Source organism: Corynebacterium crudilactis (genome assembly GCF_001643015.1).
Lineage (GTDB): Bacteria > Actinomycetota > Actinomycetes > Mycobacteriales > Mycobacteriaceae > Corynebacterium > Corynebacterium crudilactis.
The window spans coordinates 1785666-1807861 of the sequence record NZ_CP015622.1 but is presented as its reverse complement, the minus strand read 5'-3'; the positions used below and the strand labels follow the sequence as shown (position 1 = coordinate 1807861).

The window sequence follows — 22196 nt, the reverse complement described above, 5'->3', positions numbered from 1 at the left end:
TTCATGTTGGTTGGGTTATAGTTTTCGAGTATTGGAGGGGAGTACCCCACAAGCAGCGTAGATCGTCAACACGGAAATCAGATTCAGATCTCTTTCGAGATTTGAATCGGTGGTTTCCCGGTCACACTGGCCCGTTTTTGTTTTGAAGTTTTTCAAACAAGGGTGGGGGAGACCTCCGGTTCTTAAATTGTCTAACCAAGAACCGGAGGTTCTTTTTGTCATGGAAGTAAACTTAGCCACATGGCTCATCACGCTCGTGGTGATCGCAGGCTTTTTTGTATTCGATTTCTTCTCACACGTACGTACTCCACACGAGCCCACACTGAAAGAATCCGCATGGTGGAGCTTTTTCTACGTGGCACTTGCTGGCGCTTTCGGCATTTTCCTCTGGTTCGCTTGGAGCGAGCCGGGTAATCCACATCAGCACGGCATCGAGTTCTTCACCGGTTATGTCACCGAAAAGGCCTTGAGCGTTGATAACCTCTTCATCTTCGCTCTCATCATGGGTGCATTTAAGATTCCTCGAAAGTACCAGCAAAAGGTACTTCTGATTGGTATCGCACTGGCACTGGTTTTCCGCCTGGCATTCATTCTCTTGGGTGCAGCTGTCATCGAGGCTTGGTCTGATGTCTTCTATATCTTCGCCATCTGGTTGATTTATACCGCAGTGAAGCTGCTGTGGGACGAGATCCGTGATACCCCAGAGACTGACCCGAACGATATGTTCATCATCAAGGCTTTGCGCAAGGTTATTCCAGTTACCGAGGGCTACCATAAAGATAAGCTCACCCACCGCGCAGGTGGCAAGCTGCATCTGACTCCTTTGTTTGTCGCATTGGTCTCCATCGGCATGGTTGACCTCATGTTCGCTTTGGACTCTATCCCAGCGATCTATGGCATTACTTCAGAGCCTTATATCGTGTTCACCACCAACGCTTTTGCCCTTCTGGGTCTACGCCAGATGTACTTCTTGCTTGATGGTCTGCTTGATCGCCTTGTTTACCTGCCTTATGGCCTGGGCCTTATTTTGCTGTTCATTGGCGCAAAGCTTGGACTACATGCACTGCACGAAAACAACCTGCCGTTCATCAACGGTGGCGATAACGTCAGTGTCCCAGAAGTGTCCACTGTCTTTTCCTTGGTCTTTATTATCGGTGTTTTGGTTATTACCGTTGTTGCATCCATCATTAAGAACAAGCGTGATGAAAACCAGGGTGGCATTCCGCCGCAGTGGAACACCGCAAAGCAGCAGGGCGAGGATTGGGAGAGTAACGCAGGCACAGAAGCTCAGGCAGCTGAATCAGCCAGTGATTCTGCAGTCAATGACTCTGCGTCTATTGACTCTGCAACACAGCCGAAACAAGATCGCTAAAACTAGCAGTATCAACTTGTAGAGCCTAAGAAAATATCGTGCCTGCCCAGCTCATAAGGAAGCTGGGCAGGCACGATATTTTTATGTGCAATTTATAAGGGTGCTTAGAAACTCTTAATGACCGGATTCCATGTGTGGATAACGCGATTATCTAGCAGGCCTTCAGAGTAGAATGGATCGTTGTTCATGACTGCTTCGGCATCGGCAACGGTGGATCCTTCAGCCAATTGGATGGAGATGAGGGCCCCGCCATTACCGTCGGTAAAAGGACCAGATCCGATAATCTTTCCTTCTCCATGCAGGGTTGCAATGAATTCGCGGTGCGCGGGGCGTGCGTCAACGATCTTTTCGTTGTCTGGATTGTAGGTGTAAAGTACGGCAAAATAAGTCATAACAGGTAAGTTTAGGCGTCAAGGCGTACACTAAACGGAATTTAGTTCACTTTAATTATTTGGTAGCGTGCAACTCAGTGAGAGATAGCTATTAAAAGTGATTATTTATAGAAGTCTTTACTAGTCGTAGTCTTCAATCTGTGTGCAGGTAGGGTGGAACACCGTGAGTGATGTATCAACAGGCGCACATGGCGCGCACGATTCAGACAACCAATCGGTCAAGCCTTCCAACTGGAACCTGCCGAATTTTTTGACCAGTTTGCGCATCATTGTTATCCCATTATTTGCATGGCTAACTCTTGAAGGCAAAACAGAAAACAATGCTTTTGCCTGGTGGGCACTGGTTGTATTCATTTTGTTGATGATTACAGACAAGCTTGATGGCGATATCGCCAGGGCGCGTGGTTTGGTCACAGACTTTGGAAAAATTGCTGATCCAATTGCTGATAAGGCGTTGATGACCACAGCGTTTGTCTGTTTCAACATCATTGGAATTTTGCCATGGTGGGTAACAGGGCTGATCGTGTTGCGCGAATTTGGCATCACCATTTGGCGTTTCTTCCAGCTGCGCGCTGGAAATGTTGTGCCAGCATCTCGTGGCGGAAAGCTCAAAACTGTTTTGCAAACCGTCGCAGTTGCGCTTTACCTCTGCCCATTCCCAAGCTGGATGGATATTCCAAGTCAAATTGTCATGTATGCAGCTTTGATCGTCACAGTTGTGACAGGTATTCAATATCTGTGGGATTCCCGTAAAACTGCAGAAGCATAATTATCCCCATGGTGGAAAATTTAGCTGGCCGTATTGTTGAGCTTTTGGCGGCTCGCGGTGAAACAGTGGCTTTTTGTGAATCTTTAACTGCAGGTCTGGCGAGTGCGACAATCGCGGAGATTCCAGGCGCTTCAGCTGTCTTAAAAGGCGGCTTGATTACCTATGCCACCGAATTAAAAGTTGAGCTCGCAGGGGTACGCCAAGAGCTTATCGACGCGCACGGCGTGGTTTCCCCACAATGCGCAGAGGCGATGGCGGCAGGTGCTTTGTCGCGATGCGACGCGCATTGGGCGCTTTCCTTAACTGGCGTTGCTGGCCCGAGTGAACAAGACGGACACCCGGTGGGGGAGGTTTGGATTGGTTTGGCAGGAAAGTCTGCAGCTGGCGGCTCGGGAACAATTCAGGCCTATCGTGCGTTTGAAAGTAAACAACAGGTTATATTGGCTAAATTGGGGCGGCATCACATTAGAGAAGCTGCTGTACAGCGAAGCTTTCGCCTGCTGATTGATCATATTGAGTCACATTGACTCAAGTTTCTAGGTAAACTGGGAACAAATTTTAGGGAAAGGGAGTTGAACCTAACGATGGTTACTTATACAACCCTTCTAGACAAGCCGATTTCAGAAGCCGCCCCACGGAAGGCTCCTGAACCACTTCTCCGCGAAGCTCTTGGTGCAGCTCTTCGCTCCTTCCGTGCTGATAAGGGCGTTACTCTGCGTGAGCTCGCTGAAGCTTCTCGTGTGTCTCCCGGTTATCTTTCTGAATTGGAGCGTGGACGCAAAGAGGTTTCCTCTGAGCTTCTTGCTTCCGTATGCCATGCTTTGGGCGCCAGCGTTGCTGATGTATTAATTGAAGCAGCAGGATCCATGGCAGTGCATGCCGCACGGGAAGACTTCGCGCGCGTTTGAGTGACATGAGTGGTTGTTGAAAAGCAGGAAAAGAATGCTTTTCGACGCCCATTGTTAGCTTGATGGCGCTAATATGGACTGCGTTGAGGTTCTGGCTAATTTCTATACCTATAAAATCTTTTAAAGGTATGAACCCCAGTCGTGCCGGTGTACAGGGCGTCATGGATAATGATCGCATAAGTGAATACAGCGAAATTACCTGATTCAGATATTTAGGAAGGCTCACTTTTCAATATGGCTAATCCATTTTCCAAGGGTTGGAAGTATCTCATGGCGTTGTTCGACTCAAAGATTGAGGAGAACGCAGATCCAAAGGTACAGATCCAGCAGGCCATCGAGGATGCTCAGCGTCAGCACCAGGAGCTCTCTCAGCAGGCAGCTGCAGTTATTGGTAACCAGCGCCAGCTTGAGATGCAGCTGAACCGTCGCCTAGCTGAGATTGAGAAGCTTCAGGGCAACACTCGCCAGGCAATTCAGCTGGCTGACAAAGCTCATGCTGAGGGCGATGTAAAGAAGGCTACTGAGTACGAGAACGCTGCTGAGGCATTCGCAGCGCAGCTTGTTACCGCAGAGCAGTCTGTCGAAGACACCAAGCAGCTCCATGACCAGTCTCTGCAGCAGGCTGATCAGGCGAAGAAAGCTGTGGAGCGCAACTCCATGGCATTGCAGCAGAAGGTTGCGGAACGCACCAAGCTGTTGAGCCAGCTTGAGCAGGCAAAGATGCAGGAGAAGGTTTCTGAGTCTTTGAAGTCCATGAACTCCCTCACTGAAGGCAGCACTCCGAACTTGGATCAGGTTCGTGAGAAGATCGAGCGTCGTTACGCTAATGCTCTTGGCCAGGCAGAGCTTGCACAGAACTCCGTTGAAGGCCGTATGGCTGAGGTTGAGCAGGCGGGCATTCACATGGCTGGACATTCCCGTCTTGAGCAGATCCGTGCCGAGATGTCTGGTGGTTCCCTAACCGCTGGAAATAAGCAGGAGTCCATTGAAGCTCCAGCTGCAGGCAACAATGTCACTGATGATGCAGTGGCACAGCGTATGCGCGAGCTGCGCGGCGAGGCTTAAATCTTTTAAGCAATTAAAAGCGGGGCAGATACTTTTTAAGGTATTTGCCCCGCTTTTGCTATCTATTTTCTCAGTGCTAGTCTCCGGCGCCACGAGCTAGAAGCGCATCGCCAATATTGCGCGCCCGCTTAATTGATCTGATGATCACTGGAGTGCCGAATGCAGCAATAGAAAACCCAGCGCCCCGAGCTTTGCGAGCATCAAGGACTTCCTTCACCGTGGCTAATTGCAGTGGAATAAGCCGAATGGTGAGTGAAATAGCCAGGGTAATGGTCTCCACAGGAAGACCAAAACGCGCGAATGGTTGCAACATTTGCTCAACAGCGTCCATCAGAGCTTCAAGCCGAGTTGTCAGCGTGAGGAGCATAGCGGCCATGACCGCGGAAAATAGGGTGAGTACCGTGGTTGCTGCGAAATCGAAACCTCGCTGCCACCATTGAAAAGCGCCCAGCAGAATCAAAATGGGGAGCACTGGCCAGCATTGATTCCATGCAACTTTTAATGGAATCTTGGCCAGCCCATAAAACACCACAGCAATGCCCACTAGGGCTACACCATGCATCGGAGTAGAGGCTGCGATGGAGCCACCGATGATAAAAATCAGCAGGGCAGGGAATTTCCACAGCGCAGGAAAAGCATGAACAACGGAGTGCTTATCGACGTAAAAACCTAAAGGGATACTGTTCATTTCGCAGGTTCTGTCATGAGAGAAACATAGTGCTTAATCGAGTCTTCTGGTAGCCCATCAGCAGCGATACGGTGGTTGTCGATGCAAATAACGCGCTCAAAATCGCTGAGAAAATCTAAGTCATGGCTGACCACGATGAGTTGTTGCTTAAGGCTGCGGAAGACCTCTTTGATCATGAGTCTATTTCGCAGGTCAAGCAGAGTAGTGGGTTCATCGGCGATGATTACTTCCGGTTCTAAAATGAGTACCGCAGCCAGGGCTAATAGCTGCTTTTGTCCACCAGAGAGGGTGTGTGGGGATTGATCGGCATGTGCACTTAGGTTGAACCGCGCCATCATCTCCTCGACACGCTGTGCCTTTTCAGCTCGAGGCATTTTATGCCGACGTAAAGAAAAGGCAATATCCTCACGCACAGTCGGCATCACGATTTGGTTTTCAGCATCAGAGAAAACAAACCCCACCTTCTTACGGACTTCCCGACCAGAACGGGACACATCAAGGCCATCCATGAGCACGCGCCCTGTGGTCGGTTCGCCGAGACCATTGATCATTCTAATGAGGGTAGATTTTCCACCGCCGTTAGCTCCAATAATGCCGATGCGTTGTTCTGTCAGGGTTAAATTCAGTGACTCTAAAATAAGGGCATCGTCGTAGCGAACTTCGGTGTTTTCAAAAAAGATCTCGGGCATGAACTGCAATTCTATATGGGCGTAGTTTATTTCTTACGGATATCGGGGAATGCTGCATGAACGCCAGCAGCAATAACAACCATGACAGCAATCTTGGCTAGATCGGGTAGAACAAAAGCGCCTTGGGCAAGTGCTGCCTCACTAATGCTTAGACCTGCACGAAGGACCAGTCCGATACTGCCACAGACGTATTGAGTGATCAGACCCGCGATACCAGCCAGTCCCAAGACGATGAACATTCCTGTGCCACGCTTCTTAGGTGCAAGATAAGCGATAGCTCCGGCGACCAGTGGGGAAAGTAAATAGCCAACAATGTAACCAGCAGTGGGGCCGGCAAGCGCTGCCAATGTGGTGCGACCTCCTGCTAAAACTGGAAGTCCGATGAGGCCTAGGACAAGAAACAGTAATGCAGTGAGAAAACCGCGCCGACCGCCAAGGATTAATCCGGCAAGAACGATAGAGGCGTTTTGCAAAACGATGGGCACGCCAGCTGCGCCGACGGGAATCGAGACAAATGCCAGCACAATAATCAGTGCCGCAAAAACTGCAATCAGTGCGATGTCTTGAAGTTGTTTGCGTGAAGACGGCTTCTTGGATCGAATCGTGGTTTTTTCAGGTGGGATTGTTTGCATGTTGAAATCATACACCTGAACGATGTTCAGCATGCAAGATGACTCTTTTGAACGGTGTTCATTTGGGGGTGGAGAGGGATGGTAGGTGATCATTGGTTGCTGCGCTGTATTATCGTTTCCATGCGTTTATCGGAGTTTCAGCAACTCGTTAAAGATGAATTCGGAGAAGCTAAAGGGGAGTGGATTGCACATTCTCATGTCATTGGGGCTCTCGGAGTGACTGCGGAGGTTGCAATTGATACTGGGATTGATCTGCGTAACGTGTGGGAGCAGTTGTGTATTGATTTTAGTATTCCGGAATCACGTCGTCTCGGGAAAGATGACCCCCGATTTTAATATTTCTTAGTAGTTCTGATGCGAAAATTCGATTTTCGAACAGTTGTGCGTGTATGCTGGGCTTAAAATCTTGTCATGTCCTAGCATCCGTCTAAAGTAACCGGCATAAATAAAAACAGAACAAAGCAGGGATCCAAATCCCTACTTTTCGGGTCTAACTAAGTAGAGGCCTTTGCACGCTTCTACTTAAAGCCGGACATAATGGTGCAACCGTAGAAATATTCCACCCACATCAACGGATAAAAACTCAGAGGAAATAATAATGGCTCCAAAAAAGACAACGTCTAAAGCTACTGCCGTCAAACCTGATGATCGTCAAAAAGCACTTGATGCAGCACTGGCATTAATTGAGAAGGACTTTGGTAAAGGCGCAATTATGCGTTTGGGCGATGAAAACCGCGCTCCAATCCAAACTATTTCATCTGGCAACACTGCCATTGATATTGCGCTAGGTATTGGTGGATTTCCGCGAGGCCGAATCGTCGAGATCTATGGTCCAGAATCATCAGGTAAAACCACTGTTGCTTTGCATGCTATTGCGCAGGCACAAAAGGCTGGAGGCATCGCAGCGTTCATTGACGCTGAGCACGCTTTGGACCCAGATTATGCACGCAAGCTTGGCGTAGATACTGATGCGCTTTTGGTTTCTCAGCCAGATACCGGTGAACAGGCTCTAGAGATCGCAGATATGCTTGTGCGCTCAGGTGCGATTGCTCTAATTGTGATCGACTCAGTGGCTGCATTGACACCAAAGGCAGAGATTGAAGGCGAAATGGGCGATAGCCACGTTGGTCTTCAGGCCCGTCTCATGAGCCAGGCGCTTCGTAAGATGACTGGCGCACTGTACAACTCTGGAACCACTGCAATCTTCATTAACCAGCTGCGTGAGAAGATCGGCGTGATGTTTGGTTCCCCAGAGACCACTACCGGTGGTAAAGCGTTGAAGTTCTATGCATCGATTCGCTGTGATATTCGTCGAATTCAAACACTTAAAGATGGTCAGGATGCTATTGGTAACCGCACCCGTCTTAAGGTAGTAAAAAACAAGGTGTCCCCACCTTTCAAGATCGCTGAATTCGACATTATGTATGGCGAAGGCATCTCACGTGAGTCCTCGGTCATTGACTTGGCAGTAGATAACGGAATCGTGAAGAAGTCTGGCTCTTGGTTTACCTATGAGGGCGATCAGCTTGGTCAAGGTAAAGAGAAGGTTCGTCTTTTCCTCAAGGAGAGCCCAGAGCTTACTGATGAACTCGAAGACAAGATTTTCAAGAAGCTGGGAGTAGGTAAGTACGCAGGTGTATCTGATGAACTTACCGATGATCCAGTAGAACTGGTGCCAAATGTTGATTTCGATGATGAAGCAGAAGACTAAGCACTAATTGTAAAAGCGGGGACAAACCACAAGGAGATATCCAGGTGGTTTGTCCCCGCTTTTATATAATCAAGGGATTATAAAAATGGACGCACAAACAGAGAAAATCGAGAAACTAAGAAGTATTCTCGATAATTTTGAGCGCGCACATGCACGTGGAGAATCAGACTTTTTTGATCATGAAAAGGAAGAAAAGAAAGCCAACGTACGACGCCGAGCATTATTGCTGCTGGACCAACGAGCCCGTTCCGTTAGTGAATTAACCACACGCCTTAAGGCTTTAGAGTTTGAAGAAGAAATCATTAGCGAAGTCATTGAGGATCTCCTCAGAGCCAAACTCTTAGATGATGAATTGTTTGCCAGCGAATGGGTTCGCCAGCGAGCTGCGCGGAGAGGAAAGTCTTCGCGTGCGCTAGACCGCGAACTGCAGGAGAAAGGCGTCGATAGGCAAACGCGTGTTGCGGCACTGGAGCAATTAGACCCGGACGATGAGCGGGAAACAGCTCGTGCGGTGGCGGTTAAGAAAGCCAGGTCAGAAACAAAGATTCCGCAGGAGCGCTCTGATTACGATAAAGCGCTTCGGCGCGTGTTGGGTGCTTTGGCTCGTCGGGGATTCCCGGCTGGATTATCCATGGAATTTGCTAGGGAAGCACTTGATGAAAGAATCGAGCACTTAAAAAGCTAAACCCCGGATGAACATTTCATCCGGGGGGGGGAAGCTAGGAGCTACTGCACTCCAGGAGTTTTCAGATCCTTATAATCGGGATCCTGCCAATCCACATTGACATTATCCTTGGTGTCCAGACCTTGATCTGGCTGCTCAGGGACCTTGGCAATGATGTTCTTTCGAGCTCGTCCCGCACGTAGTTGGCGCTCAATTCGCGATGCCAACGTGGTGAGGGAGAAGTTGAGAAGAATCATGATGAGTGCGACAACGAAGAGTGCTGCCAGGTAGTTGCGGTTGACGGAAGCAGACTGAATACCGGAACGGACAACTTCGATGTAGCCAATCTGGTAGCCAAGTGCGGAGTCTTTCAGTGCAATAACCATCTGAGAAATCAGTGCAGGAAGCATGGAAGCCACAGCCTGTGGCAGCAGAATGGACCAGGTAGTTTGGCGTGAAGACATACCCAAAGCAATGGCAGCTTCCTTCTGTCCCTTAGGCAAGGAAGCGATACCGGAACGCAGGATCTCTGCAATCACAGAACCGTTGTACATGGTCAAACCGAAGACAACAGCTGCGAAAGCGAGCTGGCTGGATGGCACGACGTGGTACTGAGCGAACAGCTGGTACGCGAAAATCATCAGGATCAGCACTGGAATTGCGCGGAAAGTTTCAATGATGACTGCGCAGAACCAGCGGAGCACTCTAATTTCAGAGATTCGTCCTAGTCCTAAAGCAACACCCATGACTAATGCCAAGATGACGGAGAAAATAGCTGATTTAAGCGTTCCCCATAGACCCGGCAGGATGTAGGTTGTCCACGTTTGGGAGTTGAGGAATGGTGTCCATTTGGCGGCGTCTAATTGACCATTATCAGACAAGATGGAGCCAATCCAGAAGAGGACTGCTAGACCGACCAGCACCGTGATGATGGTGATGATGAGGTTGAGCTGACGTCCCTTTGGTCCGGGTGCATCGTAGAGGACGGTTGCGCGAACTGTATTAGACATTATTTCTTCACCGCCAAACGCTCAGAGAGTTTACCCAGTCCAAGGCCCATGGGCAGGGTGAGAATCATGAAACCAACGGCGAAGATGGCGAATACCACGAACAGCATATTGGCATGATTTTCAATTGTGGATTTCATCAGCAAGGATGCTTCGCCGACACCGATGACAGATGCAATGGTGGTGTTTTTGGTCAATGCGATAAGCGTATTGCCTAAAGGAACGATCGCTGCGCGCAAGGCCTGTGGGAAAATGATGGAACGGAAGGTGTCTCCGAAACCTAGGCCCAAGGAGCGTGCGGCTTCTGCCTGTCCGAAGTGGACAGTGTTGATGCCGGAACGCAAAGACTCAGCAACAAATGTTGAGGTGTACATGATGAATCCGAGGACAGCCAAGCGGAAGTTATTATCCGCGAGGAAGGTAGAACTTTCACGCCCTGCCAGAGTCATACCGAGGTTTTGATAAAGACCAAAGGAGCAGAACAATACGACAAGAGTAAGTGGGGTGTTTCGAACGGTGTTGATATACGCTGTGGACAGGGTGCGGAGGATTTTAACAGGGGAGACCCTCATTGCGGTGAGGATAGTACCCAAAATCATGGCGCCAATGGCTGAGTAGACGGTGAGTTTGATAGTCACCCAAAAAGCTGAAAATATCGACGGACCCAGATCCGCCCACAATGTGCTCATGTGGTGGTGCTCCTTGTTAAGGATGGAAAAAGTTCATGAACTTGAAAACTAGTAATGCGTGGCGCTTTGGGGGTGTCGCGCCACGCATGTGGTTACAGCTGGCTTGTGAAAGCCGTCAAACTAGCTGGCGTCGAGGAAGGAGAGGTCACCTGGGGTGCCTTCTTCAACCACGACAGAGTCTTCGCCGAGATTCTCGGTGAGTAGACGCTGGAAGGTTCCGTCTGCGTACATGCGCTCAAGAGCTGCATTAATGGCATCGGTGCCTTCTTTGTCATCCTTCTTCAATCCGATGCCATAGTATTCGTTGGTGAATGCCTCGCCGTCCTTTTCCATTTCTACAACTCGGAAGTCGCCTTCGTACTGCTGGGAGTAGCCGAAGAGGATGGTGGCATCAGTGGTCATGGCGTCAACGTTGCCCTGGGAGAGTGCCTCCACACAGGAAGAGTAGGTGTCGTATTCCTGGAGCTGTACGCCTGGAAGGACATCCTTTACCTTCTGGGCAGGGGTGGAACCGGAGACGGAGCAAAGAATGAGTCCGTTGTCGAGGTCTTCGAGGGTCTCGATGCGCTCATCGTCCTGGCGGATAAGTAGGGCCTGGTGGGTGATCAGGTATGGTCCACCAAAGTTCACAGATTCGGAGCGACCTGGGTTGATGGAATAGGTTGCTGCGATCATATCTACTTCACCGTTTTGGATGAGAGTTTCACGCTGTGCAGAAGGGGATTCACGCCATTCGAGTGTAGGGTGCTCCCAGCCGTTGTCATCTGCGATTGAGTTGACCACATATTCTGCCACGTCGACGTCGAGGCCGCTCATGGTGTTGTCAGGATTACGAAGGCCGAGACCAGGCTGATCGTATTTGGTACCGATGTTGACAGAGCCATTTTCGATAGCTGAGAGGAAGCCGTCGCTGCCGCCTGAACTGCTACAAGCAGTGAGGGTGACACCTGCGAGGGCGGTTGCGCCGAGGATTGCGCCGATGCGAGTGAATGTACGCTTTGCAGACATGTTGTCTCCTTATATATGTAAGAGTGTGTGCTATCGCTGTTCTTTAAAACAGCGGATGTAGAGGTAGAAGATTCTTCAGTAGAAACGTGACGATGAATTAGTGGGCAAGAATCTTGCCGAGGAAGTCTTTCGCACGATCAGATTGAGGATTTGTGAAGAAAGAATCAGGCACTGTGTCCTCCACAATGAGACCGTCCGCCATAAATAACACGCGATCGGCTGCTTTGCGTGCGAACCCCATTTCGTGGGTTACACACACCATGGTCATGCCTTCCTTGGCAAGACTTGCCATGACATCCAGTACTTCATTGACCATTTCAGGGTCGAGTGCGGAGGTTGGCTCGTCGAAAAGCATGATCTTTGGGTTCATCGCAAGCGCACGCGCGATGGCTACGCGCTGTTGCTGTCCGCCGGAAAGCTGTGCTGGATACTTATCAGCTTGGTTTGCGATGCCGACGCGTTCCAACAAAGTCATGGCGAGCTTCTCAGCTTCAGACTTCTTCATCTTTCGAACCTTGATTGGTGCGAGAGTGACGTTATCTTTGATGGTGAGGTGAGGGAAGAGGTTGAAGGACTGGAATACCATTCCGACATCTGCGCGGAGATGGGCTAGTCCCTTACCTTCTTCGGGGAGCACTTTTCCATCAATTTCGATGGTGCCTTCCTCGATTGTCTCGAGACGGTTGATTGTGCGGCACAGGGTTGATTTGCCGGATCCTGATGGCCCAAGGACGACAACGACTTGGCCTTTAGGGATCTCTAAATCAATATCCGTGAGGGCATGAAAGTCGCCGAAGAATTTTTGCACTCCCGTCATCTTAATCATCGGGGAATTTGTGGTCTGCGTCATATGAGTAGCATAAGGCAGATTCTGGTCATAATGTTCGAAATTGTGTGAATGAGTCCATATTGAAACAAACATTTCGCCATTTTTCGAGGTTTTCCCAGTTCGTACGGGGGCATTTATTGGGGGTGGTTACCGATCCTGTCCGAAATTTACCTATCGACTGATAGAAATTGCGTGTTAAATAAGCGTGCGAATATAGCCAAGTTAAATTTCGTTAAGCCTTCTTCTCGTATCAAAAAAGTGGCTTCTGAGGGAGCGAACTGCGCACTATATAAATAGAGCAACCAAAGGCGTTTATGTCAGCTCGCGCAACAGGGATACAATGAGCTACCGTGACGCAGCAAATGAACCACGTACAGTTAAATGAACATTCCGATCAAGCTTCCCTCGCTGAATCTGGGGAGGGAACTGCTCGCACCTACGAGGTAAAAACATTTGGCTGCCAGATGAATGTGCATGACTCGGAGAGGCTTTCCGGTCTGCTTGAAGAAGCGGGCTATGTTGCGGCAGCAAAGGATTCCACTCCGGACCTAGTCGTGTTTAACACATGCGCTGTGCGTGAAAATGCAGATATGCGCCTTTATGGTACCTTGGGCAATTTGCTCAGTGTGAAAGAAAAGAACCCTGGCATGCAGATTGCTGTCGGAGGTTGCTTGGCTCAAAAAGATAAAGACACCGTGGTGAAAAAAGCTCCATGGGTCGATGTTGTTTTCGGCACCCACAACATTGGCTCCCTGCCCACGTTACTTCAGCGTGCAGAGCATAACTCCCGCGCACAGGTCGAGATTGTTGATTCTCTAGAACAGTTCCCTTCTGTACTTCCTGCAAAGCGCGAGTCTGCTTACGCTGGTTGGGTATCAGTATCTGTTGGCTGTAACAACACCTGTACTTTCTGTATCGTTCCGTCTCTGCGCGGCAAGGAACAGGATCGTCGTCCGGGCGATATTCTCGCCGAAGTGCAAGCATTGGTGGATCAGGGGGTTACTGAAGTAACTCTGCTGGGACAAAATGTCAATGCTTATGGCGTGAACTTTGTTGATCCAGAATTAGAACGTGATCGCAGCGCATTCTCTAAGCTGCTTCGGGCATGCGGAAATATTGAAGGCCTGGAACGAGTCCGTTTCACCAGCCCGCACCCAGCGGAATTTACTTCTGATGTGATCGATGCGATGGCGGAAACACCAAATATTTGCCCTCAGCTGCATATGCCTTTGCAGTCTGGCTCTGACAAGGTGCTCAAAGAGATGCGCCGTTCTTACCGCTCCAAAAAGTTCTTGGCGATTTTGGATGAGGTTCGCGCAAAGATTCCTCATGCTTCTATTACCACTGACATTATTGTTGGTTTCCCGGGTGAGACTGAGGAAGATTTCCAAGCAACTCTTGATGTTGTCAAGAAAGCACGCTTTACTTCTGCTTATACTTTCCAGTACAGCCCACGCCCTGGAACCCCTGCAGCAGAATACGATAATCAGCTTCCTAAAGAAGTTGTGCAAGAGCGCTATGAGCGCCTCATGGTCGTGCAGGAACAGGTCTGCGAAGAAGAAAACCAGAAGCTGATCGGCACAACCGTGGAATTATTGGTGCAAGCAGGTGGCGGTCGCAAGAATGACACCACCAAGCGCATGAGTGGTCGTGCCCGTGATGGTCGCCTCGTGCACTTTGCCCCTGAGGGCGAAATTGATGGTGAGATCCGCCCAGGCGATTTTGTCACCGTCACTGTCACTGAGGCGAAGCCATTCTTCCTTATCGCAGACGCAGGTGTGGAAACCCACCGTCGTACAAAGGCTGGCGATAACTCTGCAATCGGCCAAGTTCCTACCACTGCACCAATTGGTGTTGGCTTGGGCTTGCCACAGATTGGTGCTCCAAAGGTGGCTCCTGCCACAGAATCTGCGTGCTGCTCCACGAACTAAAAATGGCAGGCTAGGATAGTTAAGTCGGCGCATATGCCGAACGCCTATGAGGAGATGAACAACAACGTGAGTGATCAGAAGCTGAGTGGAAAAGAGCTTGCGGCATTAGAAAAAGATGCTGCAAAAACTCTCGAACTCGGCGCTAAGAAATGGTATCTCATCGCGGGAATCGTACTTTTTGCCGTAGCGCTTGTCCTTCCACATATTCGTGGGGTCATGGGCTGGCAGGTGCTCACCTTGTCTGATGTGGCAGCTGATGCTGGAATCACACTTGGTGAGTACGGATTTTATTGGTTGGGCACCATCGGAGTGTTCTTGCTTGCCCTTGGCACTGTGGTGTTGAAACGCACATGGATGGCATGGATGGCATGGATTTTCTCTTGCGTCACGCTAGTGTTTGCAGTCTTTGCTATTTGGATGCGTCAAACAACGACCAGCACCCAGATTAATTTTGTCAATGTCGGCATGATGTGTGGCGTGATTGCTGCCATTCTTGCGGTATGGGGATTGTCTTCTGTGATTTTGGCTCGCAGTGATCGTCAGATGGAGATCGCTGGATTGCGTGCGGAAAATCCTGACCTGGATGGTGTTGCAGCAACGCAGCGTGCTCTGCTTGCACAGCAGCAGAGTAGTCCTCAAGATAACCCATTGCTTGTTGATGATCGTCGTGCGCGCATTGCCCGCCGTCGCGAGCGCGAACAGGACGCACAAGGGGAGCAGGCTTAACTTAAAGCTTCTTGGAAACCCAAAGCGGTTGATTTCACTATGAACGTGAAATCAACCGCTTTTTCCTTATGCTCCTAGAGTGCTTTTTAAGAGGTCAGTTTTTGGGAGAGAGGTGGTTGGTATGGATTTGGTGCTTTGAGCTGCTCAGAAACGATGTCTTCGAGGTCACTTTTCAGACGCAAATTTTATAACCTGCAAAAGCTTAACGTTAGATCTGACCAACCGCACCCACATCGCCTGAATTTTTTGGTCAAATTCGCAGTCAGCGAACCCGGCCTCGGGATTTGTGATCGAGACCAAAGACCCCTAGAAAAACACCTGGCTTGGTCTCTAGGACAAGTACCCACCCGACGTGGATTATCCATAGTGCCGAAAGTGAGCGCGGTATCAGCCAAAGCCCTAGAAGCGCAACGATTGATGAGCTATATCGGCCCTTTTCCTGGCGGCTTCATTTTTATAGCTGAAAGGCATTATGAAGTTTGCAGCAACCGACTGCTTAGCGCTGAGAACACTCCTTCTTTTCCCATAGGGTAGTTCGGGAGATTTCTGTTGCTCCCACCGCGCGGTTGATAGCAAGCATTGCCTGGTTGTCTACTGCATTTGAGGTGGCTACGCGTTGGATTTCTGGGTGATTTTTGGCCAGCAATGATAATCCCGCCAATTTCACCGAGGTGCCAAGACCACGGCCACGGTATGAGGGATGAACAATGGTTAGTCCTTGTTCTGCGACATCTGGGTTGGACCCTGGGGGAATCGCGATGGAGGACAGCGCAGCGACCTGTTCATCGTGCACAAATAATACGGTGAAGAGCTGAGTTCCTGTTTTAAGAATTCTCTCGGACTGCTGCGACAAACGGTGTTCATCCCATTCTGCAGGCGCAACACTCAACTGTCCATGGGGGATATCAAGTGCTGCTCGGTGTTGGAGTTCCACGATGCCAGGCACCAACGCGGTGGGGAAGTCAGTGCCTTCAACTTCAACCACAGTAAAGTCTCCCGCCGACCATTCTTTCATCGCGAGCACAGCCAGCGGGATGGTTTGCTGGATTTCCTCGTGGGCTTGGATATAACCACGTTGACGCAGCACTGCGCAGTATTCGCACTCTTCACTAGCATCAGCAGGGTGCATATGGGCCGTGTGGAACGTGGTGCGTTGCCAAGGTTGTGCTGCTGCGGCCTGTTCGCCGTGCTGGAGGAGGGCGTCGATAAGCGTTAAGGCCTCGGGCTCAAAGGATTGGCCCGGTAGGGGCTGGTAGTTGGCGTCGAGGACGATATCGAGGCTTGCAGATGCAGTGTCATCGATTAGGGGATAATTGAGCTTGACCCAGCCTAAAGCTTCGTCCCATTCATCGGGTACGAAATAAAGCTCAGAGGATAGTTCGGTATTGCCCACCAGATCGGCGTGGATCCGTTCCACTGATACAGAGACATCCATGGTCCCGGCAGTTTCTTGTGCATCAAGATTGGACATGAACACAAAGGAGCGGACCTGATCATCGGGTTCTTGGCCCCAGACCTGGTCCGCTAATTTGGAAAACTTCATTTAGAGCTGGTCAACTGCCTCGTGTGCGGCGCGGGACCATTCTTCCCACTGTGCAGCCTGAGCGCGCAGCTTTTCAGCCTTCTTGGAGTTACCCTTGGCCTCAGCAGCATCTGCCTGTGCGTTGAACTCAGCAACCTTGGCGGAGAACTGAGCTGCACGAGCCTGAGCTTCTGGGTCGGTGCGACGCCACTGGGATTCTTCTGCAGCGGAAACGCGCTTTTCTAGAACAGCGATCTTTTCCTCGAAGTCACGGACAGCGCCACGAGGAACGAAGCCGATTTCTTCCCACTTTTCCTGCAGTTCACGCAGCTTAGTGCGTGCGCCTTCAAGGCCCTGCTCAGGGTTGATCTGGGAGTCATAAGCATCGAGAAGTTCTTGTTTTGCAGCAGCGTTGGCTTCAAATTCCTGATCGCGTTCCTTGGCTACGGCATTGCGCTTGTCAAAGAAGTAATCCTGGGCGCCCTTGAATGCGGACCATAGTTTGTCGTCGATTTCGCGTGGTGCACGGCCAGAGGCTTTCCATTCGCTCATCAGGTCACGGAAGGCACGAGCGGTGTCGTTCCATTCGGTGGATTCCTTCAATGCGTTTGCGCGCTCGACGATCTCTTCCTTGATCTTGCGTGCGGATGCGCGGGTGCGATCTAGCTCTGCGAAGTGTGCGCCACGGCGGCGGTTGAAGGAGTCGCGTGCACGGGAGTAACGCTTCCACAGATCGTCATCGGTCTTGCGGTCGATGCCGTGGATGGATTTCCACTCATCCAAGATGGCGCGGATGCGGTCGCCGGCAACCTTCCAATCGGAGGATTCCTCAGCAAGAGCTTCAGCCTCTACAGCGAGTTCTTCCTTGCGGACGATGGCGCGCTCGCGGTTTTTAGCCTTTTGCTCCTTGGCGCGCTCATTGGCTTCCTCAGAGTTATTGATGATCTTGGACAGGCGGGTTTCTACGCCGTCGAGATCACCAATGGCCGCGATGGTTGGCAGGGTTGCTTTAAGCTCCTCAGCCTTTGTGCGAATGGAGATTGCATCATCAGGGTGGGAGACAAGGCGCTGCTCCATGAGCTCGACCTCAGTGGCCAGATCGTCAAAGCGGGAACCGTAGTGGGCTAATCCTTCTTCAGGAGTGCCGGCCTGCCAGGAGCCGATGAGGCGTTCTCCTGCAGAAGTGGTGACATAAGCAGAACCGTCTGCCTCCACGCGACCATATTTAGCTGGATCATTAAGGGTCTTCGTAATGATCATCGGTGCAGGTGTGGTCGCTGCAGCTTTCTTGGAAGCAACCTGAGCCCCAGGTCGGGGTCCTGGCCTTGGTCCCGGGCGTGGGCCCGGCTTCGGTGCAGGGGTAGAGCTAGGGGTCTGGTTCTCAGTCAATGTAGGTCCTTAAAAGCTAGGGTCGTACTGGCCGCGCGACACGGCCGCCGAAACTCGAGTTACGTCTTATAAACATACAGCGTGCCATAGGGGGTGTCAGCCAGATAGGGTGCGCTATCTTCAAAAAGCATGATCAATTGAGGTGTTTACCCAGCAATCTCGTGCAGCACGATAGGGTAGAGCACGTGAATGCAACGCTGATTATCATGCCTGGAAGCCCTGCGCTTGTTCCTCAACTGGCACCCGCAGATACTGCTGGTGCCCGCCTCTTGGGTGCTGTGCGTGAGGTTTTTGCTGCAGAACTAGGCAATAATGAGCATGCAGTGGAACTTATTGGTTCTCAGGATGCCGCATGGTTTACGGGGCATTCGGGAAGCCTTCGGGCATGGGGCGCACCGTCTGTGACGGTAGCTGCGGGGTATTATCTTCCGGAGATTCTGCAGCGTTTTGCTTTGGGTTCCTTTGAACAGCGTGTAGCTTCGGTACGTGATCACCTCGGGGAGCTGGCCGCAGATACGCTGAGCGTGCTCGCGCTCGATGGCCCTACCGGCTTAACGGTGCGTGCGCCATCTGCGCTTGTGTCCGGCGCAGATGCAGCCGATGCGTGGTGCCGCTCAGTGTTATCCGGCGCGCCTAGAGAGATCCCCACTAAGCAGATGCTTTTCGACGCCTCCCTCCGGGAACCACAGCTTTGGCTAGAGCTCGCTGCCTTGGTGCCTGCTGTAAAGCGTGCTGAACTAATTGATATCGATGACACTCACGGCGTGGGACGCTATGTTGCACGCTGGACATTCTAATTAACCTTCAGGGAGAAATTTATCGTGGTAACACCGATCGCGGTGGTTGGTCCAACCGCATCCGGAAAATCAGCATTGGGCATTGCTCTAGCCCACAAGCTTGACGGTGAGGTTGTCAACGTAGATTCCATGCAACTATATACCGGCATGGATATTGGCACTGCAAAGCTGACCATGGAAGAACGCGAAGGCGTGGTACACCATCAATTAGATGTCTGGGACCTCACAGAGACCGCGTCAGTGGCCCGGTATCAAGCAGATGCAGTAGCTGATGTGGAAGATATTATGCGACGTGGCAAGACGCCTATTTTGGTGGGCGGATCCATGTTGTATGTGCAGTCTTTGGTGGATGATTGGCAATTCCCGCCCACAGATCCCACCGTTCGTGCACGTTTTGAACAGCGCTTGGCAGCGATCGGTATCGAAGCACTCCACGCGGAACTAGCGCTCCGAGATCCAGCAGCCGCAGCCATTATTGAAGACAATGATCCTCGTCGTACCGTGCGTGCCTTGGAAGTCATCGAATTAACTGGACAGCCATTCCAAGCAAGCCAGCCCCCTAAAGATGCCCCACCTCGTTGGGGGACACGCATTTTAGGATTGCGAACTACTCCTGAGTGGCTTAACCCGCGTATTGAATTGCGTACCGCATTAATGTTTGAACGTGGTTTTGTTGCCGAAGTTGAAGAACTCGTGGCACACCATGGTCTTATCGCAGACTCCACAGCAGGCCGTGCCATTGGCTATGCCCAAGTACTTGCCGCCATGGCAGGAGAGTTGACCTGGGAGGAAGCTCAAGAACGCACTGTCACCGGAACACGCCGTTATGTGCGCCGCCAACGCAGCTGGTTCAACAGAGACCACAGAGTGCAGTGGTTGGATGCTTCCGGAGACACCACCGCGCAAGCTCTGGAGATTTTGGGTCTAGAATAGCGAGAGTGAATTTGACGATTCCTTTTGCCAAAGGCCATGCCACCGAAAATGACTTCATCATCATTCCCGATGTGGACGCATCCATAAACCTGACTCCAGATACTGTTGTTGCGCTGTGCGATCGACGAGCCGGCATTGGCGCGGATGGCATTCTCCGCGTTGTTAAAGCTGCAGCTATTGAAGACAGCACGGTAGATCCAGCACTATGGTTTATGGATTACCGCAATGCCGATGGATCCTTGGCAGAAATGTGCGGCAACGGTGTACGGCTTTTCGCCCACTGGCTCTATTCCCGCAGACTGGTCGATTCCGCCAGCTTTGATATTGGCACGCGCGCCGGGGTGCGTCACGTAGAAGTCCTCGAAGCAAATGCAACTGCTGCGCGTGTCCGCGTGGATATGGGGCTTCCAGAAGTCACCGGCTTGTCTACGTGCGATATGAATGGACAAGTATTTGCAGGCCTTGGTGTGGATATGGGCAACCCTCATCTGGCGTGTGTGGTGCCTGGGCTAAGCAGTGCAGATTTAGCTGCTTTAGAGCTAAACGCACCCAGCTTTGATCAAGAGTTTTTCCCACAGGGCGTCAACGTAGAGATCGTCACAGAGTTATCTGCTGACACTGTATCCATGCGAGTGTGGGAACGCGGTGTGGGCGAGACTCGGTCGTGCGGCACTGGCACTGTGGCTGCCGCGTGTGCTGCCTTAGCAGATGCTGGAAAAGGTACCGGAACCGTTTGGGTACAAGTTCCTGGTGGGGAAGTAGAAGTTGAACTTAGCGAAAATGGCTCCACGCTTACTGGCCCGAGTGCAATTATTGCGCTCGGTGAACTAACCATCTAAGAACCACGTTTGTAATGTGGCCCTAATTTATTGGCCGCTTTACGCGCGTTAAGCCACGTTTCACGCAGGTCTAGAGACCGCTCATCAGTAACCTTGAGCAGCGTTTCCAATTCACTGACCAGCAAAGTCTGCTGCAGTCGAGCTTCTAATCTGCCGAGGAAACGGTGTGCATTGCTGATTTCAAAGTGGAATTTTTCAATGTCTTCATTGCCACAATCAGGATCTGCGAGCGCAGGACGCACAAGGGTACGATCTGCCAGCGCATCGCCATCAGGAGAGCTGAGGAAAATCTGCCATTCGTTGTGCACATCAGTGATATCTTCAGCCGACAGGCGAATCGAGGTGCGCAGTGCAGTTACTTCTGGGGTGGACGTACGCATGCGCATGACGCTAAATGTGGCCACCAAAATGAGTGATGCTAACAGCACTCCGGGGAGTTTCAGCCAGAGCACCAAGAAAAGACAGCACAAGCCGATGATAAAAAGGGGCAGCTTAGAGGACTTGGAACCGTTAGCAAACGGAAGTTGTTCTTCCATGATATCTAGCCCTCCTTGCGTATTTCTTCCATGATAGTCCCCGTCATGTCACCTTAGCGGTATACGTAAACGATTGCACTGAATTTTTTAATGCGGTGTGTATGGAAAGAATGGTGAAGTTATTTTTCCTTCGTTAGACACCAGTCTAGCTAATTTTTTAGATAAAAAGAGAGGGTTTAAGACAGTGCTTGGCAGCGCCTTAAATCCCTCTCAACGTAGTGCGATTAGTGTCCGCCGCAACCACAGCTTCCTGAACCGCAACCTCCACCTGAGCCACAACCGGTAACTTCAGTTGGGATCACAGCAGCAGTCAGCATGACTTTGCCAGACAGCACGCTGTCTCTAGCTGGCAGTTCTGGTGCATCTGGAAGACACACATCGAAGGCAAAGAGGCCATCCACGGAGGCATAAATAAAACGCTGTCCAGTCAAGGTGTTGGTGCGGTATTCAGCAGATAGGACGCGTGCGGAAAATTCTGCAGAAGCATCTGGAATAACTGCACCGCTTCCGCTTGAGACCTGTGCAGCACCTTCGGACACCAGCATGCCCACGGTTTCTCCGCCATTACGGATATAGGCATCCGCATTTTCATGAACCTGAACATCAATGCCCAAAGCAGTGATGCGCAGCTGCTGCCAGCGCTGTACCGGCTCATCTACCAGCAGTGGGCCCTGCGCAAGGTTGCAGGTGACAGTGGCAACAGGAGTGCCGAAAGGATCGATAATATCGATGAGTGAGAGCACATCATTGATCATGCTGACGTGGCCATAAGCGATGGTTGCAGAGTTGAACCCGGCGAAAGTCGCAAAAGGCTCCACAGCCAGGATATTAATTTGTGCGCCGGAATCATCCGAAAATTGGATGAGTTGTCCGCCGCGGACTTCACCGGTTACCTCGAGCCGCTCCGAAGCAATTGCAGCTTCTACTGCATCTTGCCACTGGGCGAAGTTCATACCGATTGTCTTCAGATCGCTAGTCATGGCGAATAGTCTAGCGCTCTGCACAGGCAATAGTCACTTTTGTGGAAACGTGAGAAATCGCCTTCTCATCGGAGGAATAGAGCATGGATTGAAGATGTTTATGTGGCTTTGATCGCTAGG

25 protein-coding genes are annotated in these 22196 nt (G+C 50.9%); 13 read left to right on the top strand and 12 right to left on the bottom strand.

Features of this window, described 5'->3' with window-relative positions; all coding sequences use genetic code 11:
• Window positions 1-220 precede the first annotated feature (220 nt).
• The gene (locus tag ccrud_RS08505; protein WP_066566163.1) at window positions 221-1372 is read left to right on the top strand and encodes a TerC family protein; all 1152 of its coding nucleotides are present in this window, start codon (window positions 221-223) and stop codon (window positions 1370-1372) included.
• Between the two features lie 104 nt (window positions 1373-1476).
• Here ccrud_RS08505 and ccrud_RS08500 read toward each other — a convergent pair whose 3' ends face one another.
• Window positions 1477-1764, bottom strand: a complete 288-nt coding sequence (locus tag ccrud_RS08500; RefSeq protein WP_066566160.1) for a YciI family protein — start codon at window positions 1762-1764, stop codon at window positions 1477-1479.
• Window positions 1765-1927: 163 nt separating this feature from the next.
• Here ccrud_RS08500 and pgsA point away from each other — a divergent pair, with 163 nt between their 5' ends.
• The 4 genes from pgsA (at window position 1928) to ccrud_RS08480 (ending at window position 4506) form a co-directional block, all read left to right on the top strand.
• Window positions 1928-2533: a CDP-diacylglycerol--glycerol-3-phosphate 3-phosphatidyltransferase gene (gene pgsA, locus ccrud_RS08495; protein WP_066566157.1), complete on the top strand. Its 606-nt coding sequence runs from the start codon at window positions 1928-1930 to the stop codon at window positions 2531-2533.
• Between the two features lie 8 nt (window positions 2534-2541).
• Window positions 2542-3060 (top strand): CinA family protein, encoded by a 519-nt coding sequence (locus ccrud_RS08490; protein ID WP_066566154.1) that lies wholly within the window; start codon window positions 2542-2544, stop codon window positions 3058-3060.
• 57 nt (window positions 3061-3117) lie between these two features.
• Entirely contained in the window at window positions 3118-3441 is a 324-nt protein-coding gene (locus ccrud_RS08485) for a helix-turn-helix domain-containing protein (protein ID WP_066566151.1), read from the top strand.
• Between the two features lie 234 nt (window positions 3442-3675).
• Window positions 3676-4506 carry a PspA/IM30 family protein gene (locus tag ccrud_RS08480; protein WP_066566148.1) on the top strand — a complete coding sequence of 277 codons (831 nt, stop codon included), beginning with the start codon at window positions 3676-3678 and terminating at the stop codon, window positions 4504-4506.
• 76 nt (window positions 4507-4582) lie between these two features.
• On the opposite strand, the gene ccrud_RS08475 is transcribed toward ccrud_RS08480, so the two are convergent.
• From ccrud_RS08475 to bioY, 3 genes are read right to left on the bottom strand one after another with little or no spacing between them, the layout of a single operon-like run.
• Window positions 4583-5194: an energy-coupling factor transporter transmembrane component T family protein gene (locus ccrud_RS08475; protein ID WP_066566146.1), complete on the bottom strand. Its 612-nt coding sequence runs from the start codon at window positions 5192-5194 to the stop codon at window positions 4583-4585.
• Window positions 5191-5883, bottom strand: a complete 693-nt coding sequence (locus tag ccrud_RS08470; protein WP_066566144.1) for an energy-coupling factor ABC transporter ATP-binding protein — start codon at window positions 5881-5883, stop codon at window positions 5191-5193. Before ccrud_RS08470 ends, ccrud_RS08475 begins: the two co-directional genes overlap by 4 nt.
• A gap of 26 nt (window positions 5884-5909) precedes the next feature.
• Entirely contained in the window at window positions 5910-6515 is a 606-nt protein-coding gene (gene bioY, locus ccrud_RS08465; RefSeq protein ID WP_066569756.1) for a biotin transporter BioY, read from the bottom strand.
• Between the two features lie 120 nt (window positions 6516-6635).
• Between bioY and ccrud_RS08460 the strand changes: the two genes are divergently transcribed.
• The 3 genes from ccrud_RS08460 (at window position 6636) to recX (ending at window position 8911) form a co-directional block, all read left to right on the top strand.
• Entirely contained in the window at window positions 6636-6851 is a 216-nt protein-coding gene (locus ccrud_RS08460) for a DUF3046 domain-containing protein (protein WP_066569755.1), read from the top strand.
• 262 nt (window positions 6852-7113) lie between these two features.
• Complete coding sequence (recA, locus tag ccrud_RS08455; RefSeq protein ID WP_066566142.1) at window positions 7114-8226, top strand: recombinase RecA; 1113 nt, start codon at window positions 7114-7116, stop codon at window positions 8224-8226.
• Between the two features lie 85 nt (window positions 8227-8311).
• Entirely contained in the window at window positions 8312-8911 is a 600-nt protein-coding gene (recX, locus tag ccrud_RS08450) for a recombination regulator RecX (RefSeq protein WP_066566139.1), read from the top strand.
• Between the two features lie 41 nt (window positions 8912-8952).
• Here recX and ccrud_RS08445 read toward each other — a convergent pair whose 3' ends face one another.
• The 4 genes from ccrud_RS08445 to gluA form a co-directional block, all read right to left on the bottom strand.
• Window positions 8953-9774, bottom strand: a complete 822-nt coding sequence (locus tag ccrud_RS08445; RefSeq protein ID WP_074025616.1) for an amino acid ABC transporter permease — start codon at window positions 9772-9774, stop codon at window positions 8953-8955.
• Between the two features lie 125 nt (window positions 9775-9899).
• Window positions 9900-10586 (bottom strand): glutamate ABC transporter permease GluC, encoded by a 687-nt coding sequence (gene gluC / locus ccrud_RS08440; RefSeq protein WP_066566133.1) that lies wholly within the window; start codon window positions 10584-10586, stop codon window positions 9900-9902.
• Between the two features lie 120 nt (window positions 10587-10706).
• Complete coding sequence (gluB, locus tag ccrud_RS08435; RefSeq protein WP_066566130.1) at window positions 10707-11594, bottom strand: glutamate ABC transporter substrate-binding protein GluB; 888 nt, start codon at window positions 11592-11594, stop codon at window positions 10707-10709.
• Between the two features lie 97 nt (window positions 11595-11691).
• The gene (gene gluA, locus ccrud_RS08430) at window positions 11692-12420 is read right to left on the bottom strand and encodes a glutamate ABC transporter ATP-binding protein GluA (RefSeq protein WP_169816486.1); all 729 of its coding nucleotides are present in this window, start codon (window positions 12418-12420) and stop codon (window positions 11692-11694) included.
• A 353-nt stretch (window positions 12421-12773) separates the two neighbouring features.
• Here gluA and miaB point away from each other — a divergent pair, with 353 nt between their 5' ends.
• Both miaB and ccrud_RS08420 read left to right on the top strand, forming a co-directional pair.
• Entirely contained in the window at window positions 12774-14354 is a 1581-nt protein-coding gene (gene miaB, locus ccrud_RS08425) for a tRNA (N6-isopentenyl adenosine(37)-C2)-methylthiotransferase MiaB (RefSeq protein WP_066566124.1), read from the top strand.
• Between the two features lie 54 nt (window positions 14355-14408).
• On the top strand, window positions 14409-15080 hold the full coding sequence (locus ccrud_RS08420; RefSeq protein ID WP_066569753.1) for an Rv2732c family membrane protein: 672 nt from the start codon (window positions 14409-14411) through the stop codon (window positions 15078-15080).
• 496 nt (window positions 15081-15576) lie between these two features.
• Here the strand turns inward: ccrud_RS08420 and ccrud_RS08415 are convergent, their stop codons facing one another.
• Entirely contained in the window at window positions 15577-16623 is a 1047-nt protein-coding gene (locus ccrud_RS08415; RefSeq protein WP_066566121.1) for a GNAT family N-acetyltransferase, read from the bottom strand.
• A complete protein-coding gene (locus ccrud_RS08410; RefSeq protein ID WP_066566118.1) occupies window positions 16624-17991 on the bottom strand; it encodes a DUF349 domain-containing protein in 1368 nt (455 codons plus the stop codon).
• Window positions 17992-18176: 185 nt separating this feature from the next.
• Here ccrud_RS08410 and ccrud_RS08405 point away from each other — a divergent pair, with 185 nt between their 5' ends.
• Genes ccrud_RS08405 through dapF form a run of 3 tightly spaced genes read left to right on the top strand, consistent with a single transcriptional unit; the run spans window position 18177 to window position 20560 of the window.
• On the top strand, window positions 18177-18788 hold the full coding sequence (locus tag ccrud_RS08405) for a hypothetical protein (RefSeq protein WP_245670213.1): 612 nt from the start codon (window positions 18177-18179) through the stop codon (window positions 18786-18788).
• Between the two features lie 24 nt (window positions 18789-18812).
• A complete protein-coding gene (gene miaA, locus ccrud_RS08400) occupies window positions 18813-19721 on the top strand; it encodes a tRNA (adenosine(37)-N6)-dimethylallyltransferase MiaA (protein ID WP_066566114.1) in 909 nt (302 codons plus the stop codon).
• 5 nt (window positions 19722-19726) lie between these two features.
• Window positions 19727-20560 (top strand): diaminopimelate epimerase, encoded by an 834-nt coding sequence (gene dapF, locus ccrud_RS08395; RefSeq protein WP_074025483.1) that lies wholly within the window; start codon window positions 19727-19729, stop codon window positions 20558-20560.
• Here dapF and ccrud_RS08390 read toward each other — a convergent pair.
• Window positions 20557-21096, bottom strand: a complete 540-nt coding sequence (locus ccrud_RS08390) for a hypothetical protein (RefSeq protein ID WP_066566111.1) — start codon at window positions 21094-21096, stop codon at window positions 20557-20559. The two genes, dapF and ccrud_RS08390, sit on opposite strands and share 4 nt — an antisense overlap.
• A gap of 224 nt (window positions 21097-21320) precedes the next feature.
• Window positions 21321-22076 carry a hypothetical protein gene (locus tag ccrud_RS08385; protein ID WP_066566107.1) on the bottom strand — a complete coding sequence of 252 codons (756 nt, stop codon included), beginning with the start codon at window positions 22074-22076 and terminating at the stop codon, window positions 21321-21323.
• Window positions 22077-22196 lie beyond the last annotated feature (120 nt).

Excerpts from the sequence above, each read along its gene's own strand:
- ccrud_RS08505 (WP_066566163.1), top strand. The coding sequence starts at position 221 with ATGGAAGTAAACTTAGCCACATGGCTCATCACGCTCGTGGTGATCGCA.
- ccrud_RS08500 (WP_066566160.1), bottom strand. The coding sequence starts at position 1,764 with ATGACTTATTTTGCCGTACTTTACACCTACAATCCAGACAACGAAAAG.
- ccrud_RS08490 (WP_066566154.1), top strand. The coding sequence starts at position 2,542 with ATGGTGGAAAATTTAGCTGGCCGTATTGTTGAGCTTTTGGCGGCTCGC.
- ccrud_RS08485 (WP_066566151.1), top strand. The coding sequence starts at position 3,118 with ATGGTTACTTATACAACCCTTCTAGACAAGCCGATTTCAGAAGCCGCC.
- ccrud_RS08480 (WP_066566148.1), top strand. The coding sequence starts at position 3,676 with ATGGCTAATCCATTTTCCAAGGGTTGGAAGTATCTCATGGCGTTGTTC.
- ccrud_RS08475 (WP_066566146.1), bottom strand. The coding sequence starts at position 5,194 with ATGAACAGTATCCCTTTAGGTTTTTACGTCGATAAGCACTCCGTTGTT.
- ccrud_RS08470 (WP_066566144.1), bottom strand. The coding sequence starts at position 5,883 with ATGCCCGAGATCTTTTTTGAAAACACCGAAGTTCGCTACGACGATGCC.
- bioY (WP_066569756.1), bottom strand. The coding sequence starts at position 6,515 with ATGCAAACAATCCCACCTGAAAAAACCACGATTCGATCCAAGAAGCCG.
- ccrud_RS08460 (WP_066569755.1), top strand. The coding sequence starts at position 6,636 with ATGCGTTTATCGGAGTTTCAGCAACTCGTTAAAGATGAATTCGGAGAA.
- recA (WP_066566142.1), top strand. The coding sequence starts at position 7,114 with ATGGCTCCAAAAAAGACAACGTCTAAAGCTACTGCCGTCAAACCTGAT.
- recX (WP_066566139.1), top strand. The coding sequence starts at position 8,312 with ATGGACGCACAAACAGAGAAAATCGAGAAACTAAGAAGTATTCTCGAT.
- gluC (WP_066566133.1), bottom strand. The coding sequence starts at position 10,586 with ATGAGCACATTGTGGGCGGATCTGGGTCCGTCGATATTTTCAGCTTTT.
- gluB (WP_066566130.1), bottom strand. The coding sequence starts at position 11,594 with ATGTCTGCAAAGCGTACATTCACTCGCATCGGCGCAATCCTCGGCGCA.
- gluA (WP_169816486.1), bottom strand. The coding sequence starts at position 12,420 with ATGATTAAGATGACGGGAGTGCAAAAATTCTTCGGCGACTTTCATGCC.
- ccrud_RS08420 (WP_066569753.1), top strand. The coding sequence starts at position 14,409 with ATGAACAACAACGTGAGTGATCAGAAGCTGAGTGGAAAAGAGCTTGCG.
- ccrud_RS08415 (WP_066566121.1), bottom strand. The coding sequence starts at position 16,623 with ATGAAGTTTTCCAAATTAGCGGACCAGGTCTGGGGCCAAGAACCCGAT.
- ccrud_RS08390 (WP_066566111.1), bottom strand. The coding sequence starts at position 21,096 with ATGGAAGAACAACTTCCGTTTGCTAACGGTTCCAAGTCCTCTAAGCTG.
- ccrud_RS08385 (WP_066566107.1), bottom strand. The coding sequence starts at position 22,076 with ATGACTAGCGATCTGAAGACAATCGGTATGAACTTCGCCCAGTGGCAA.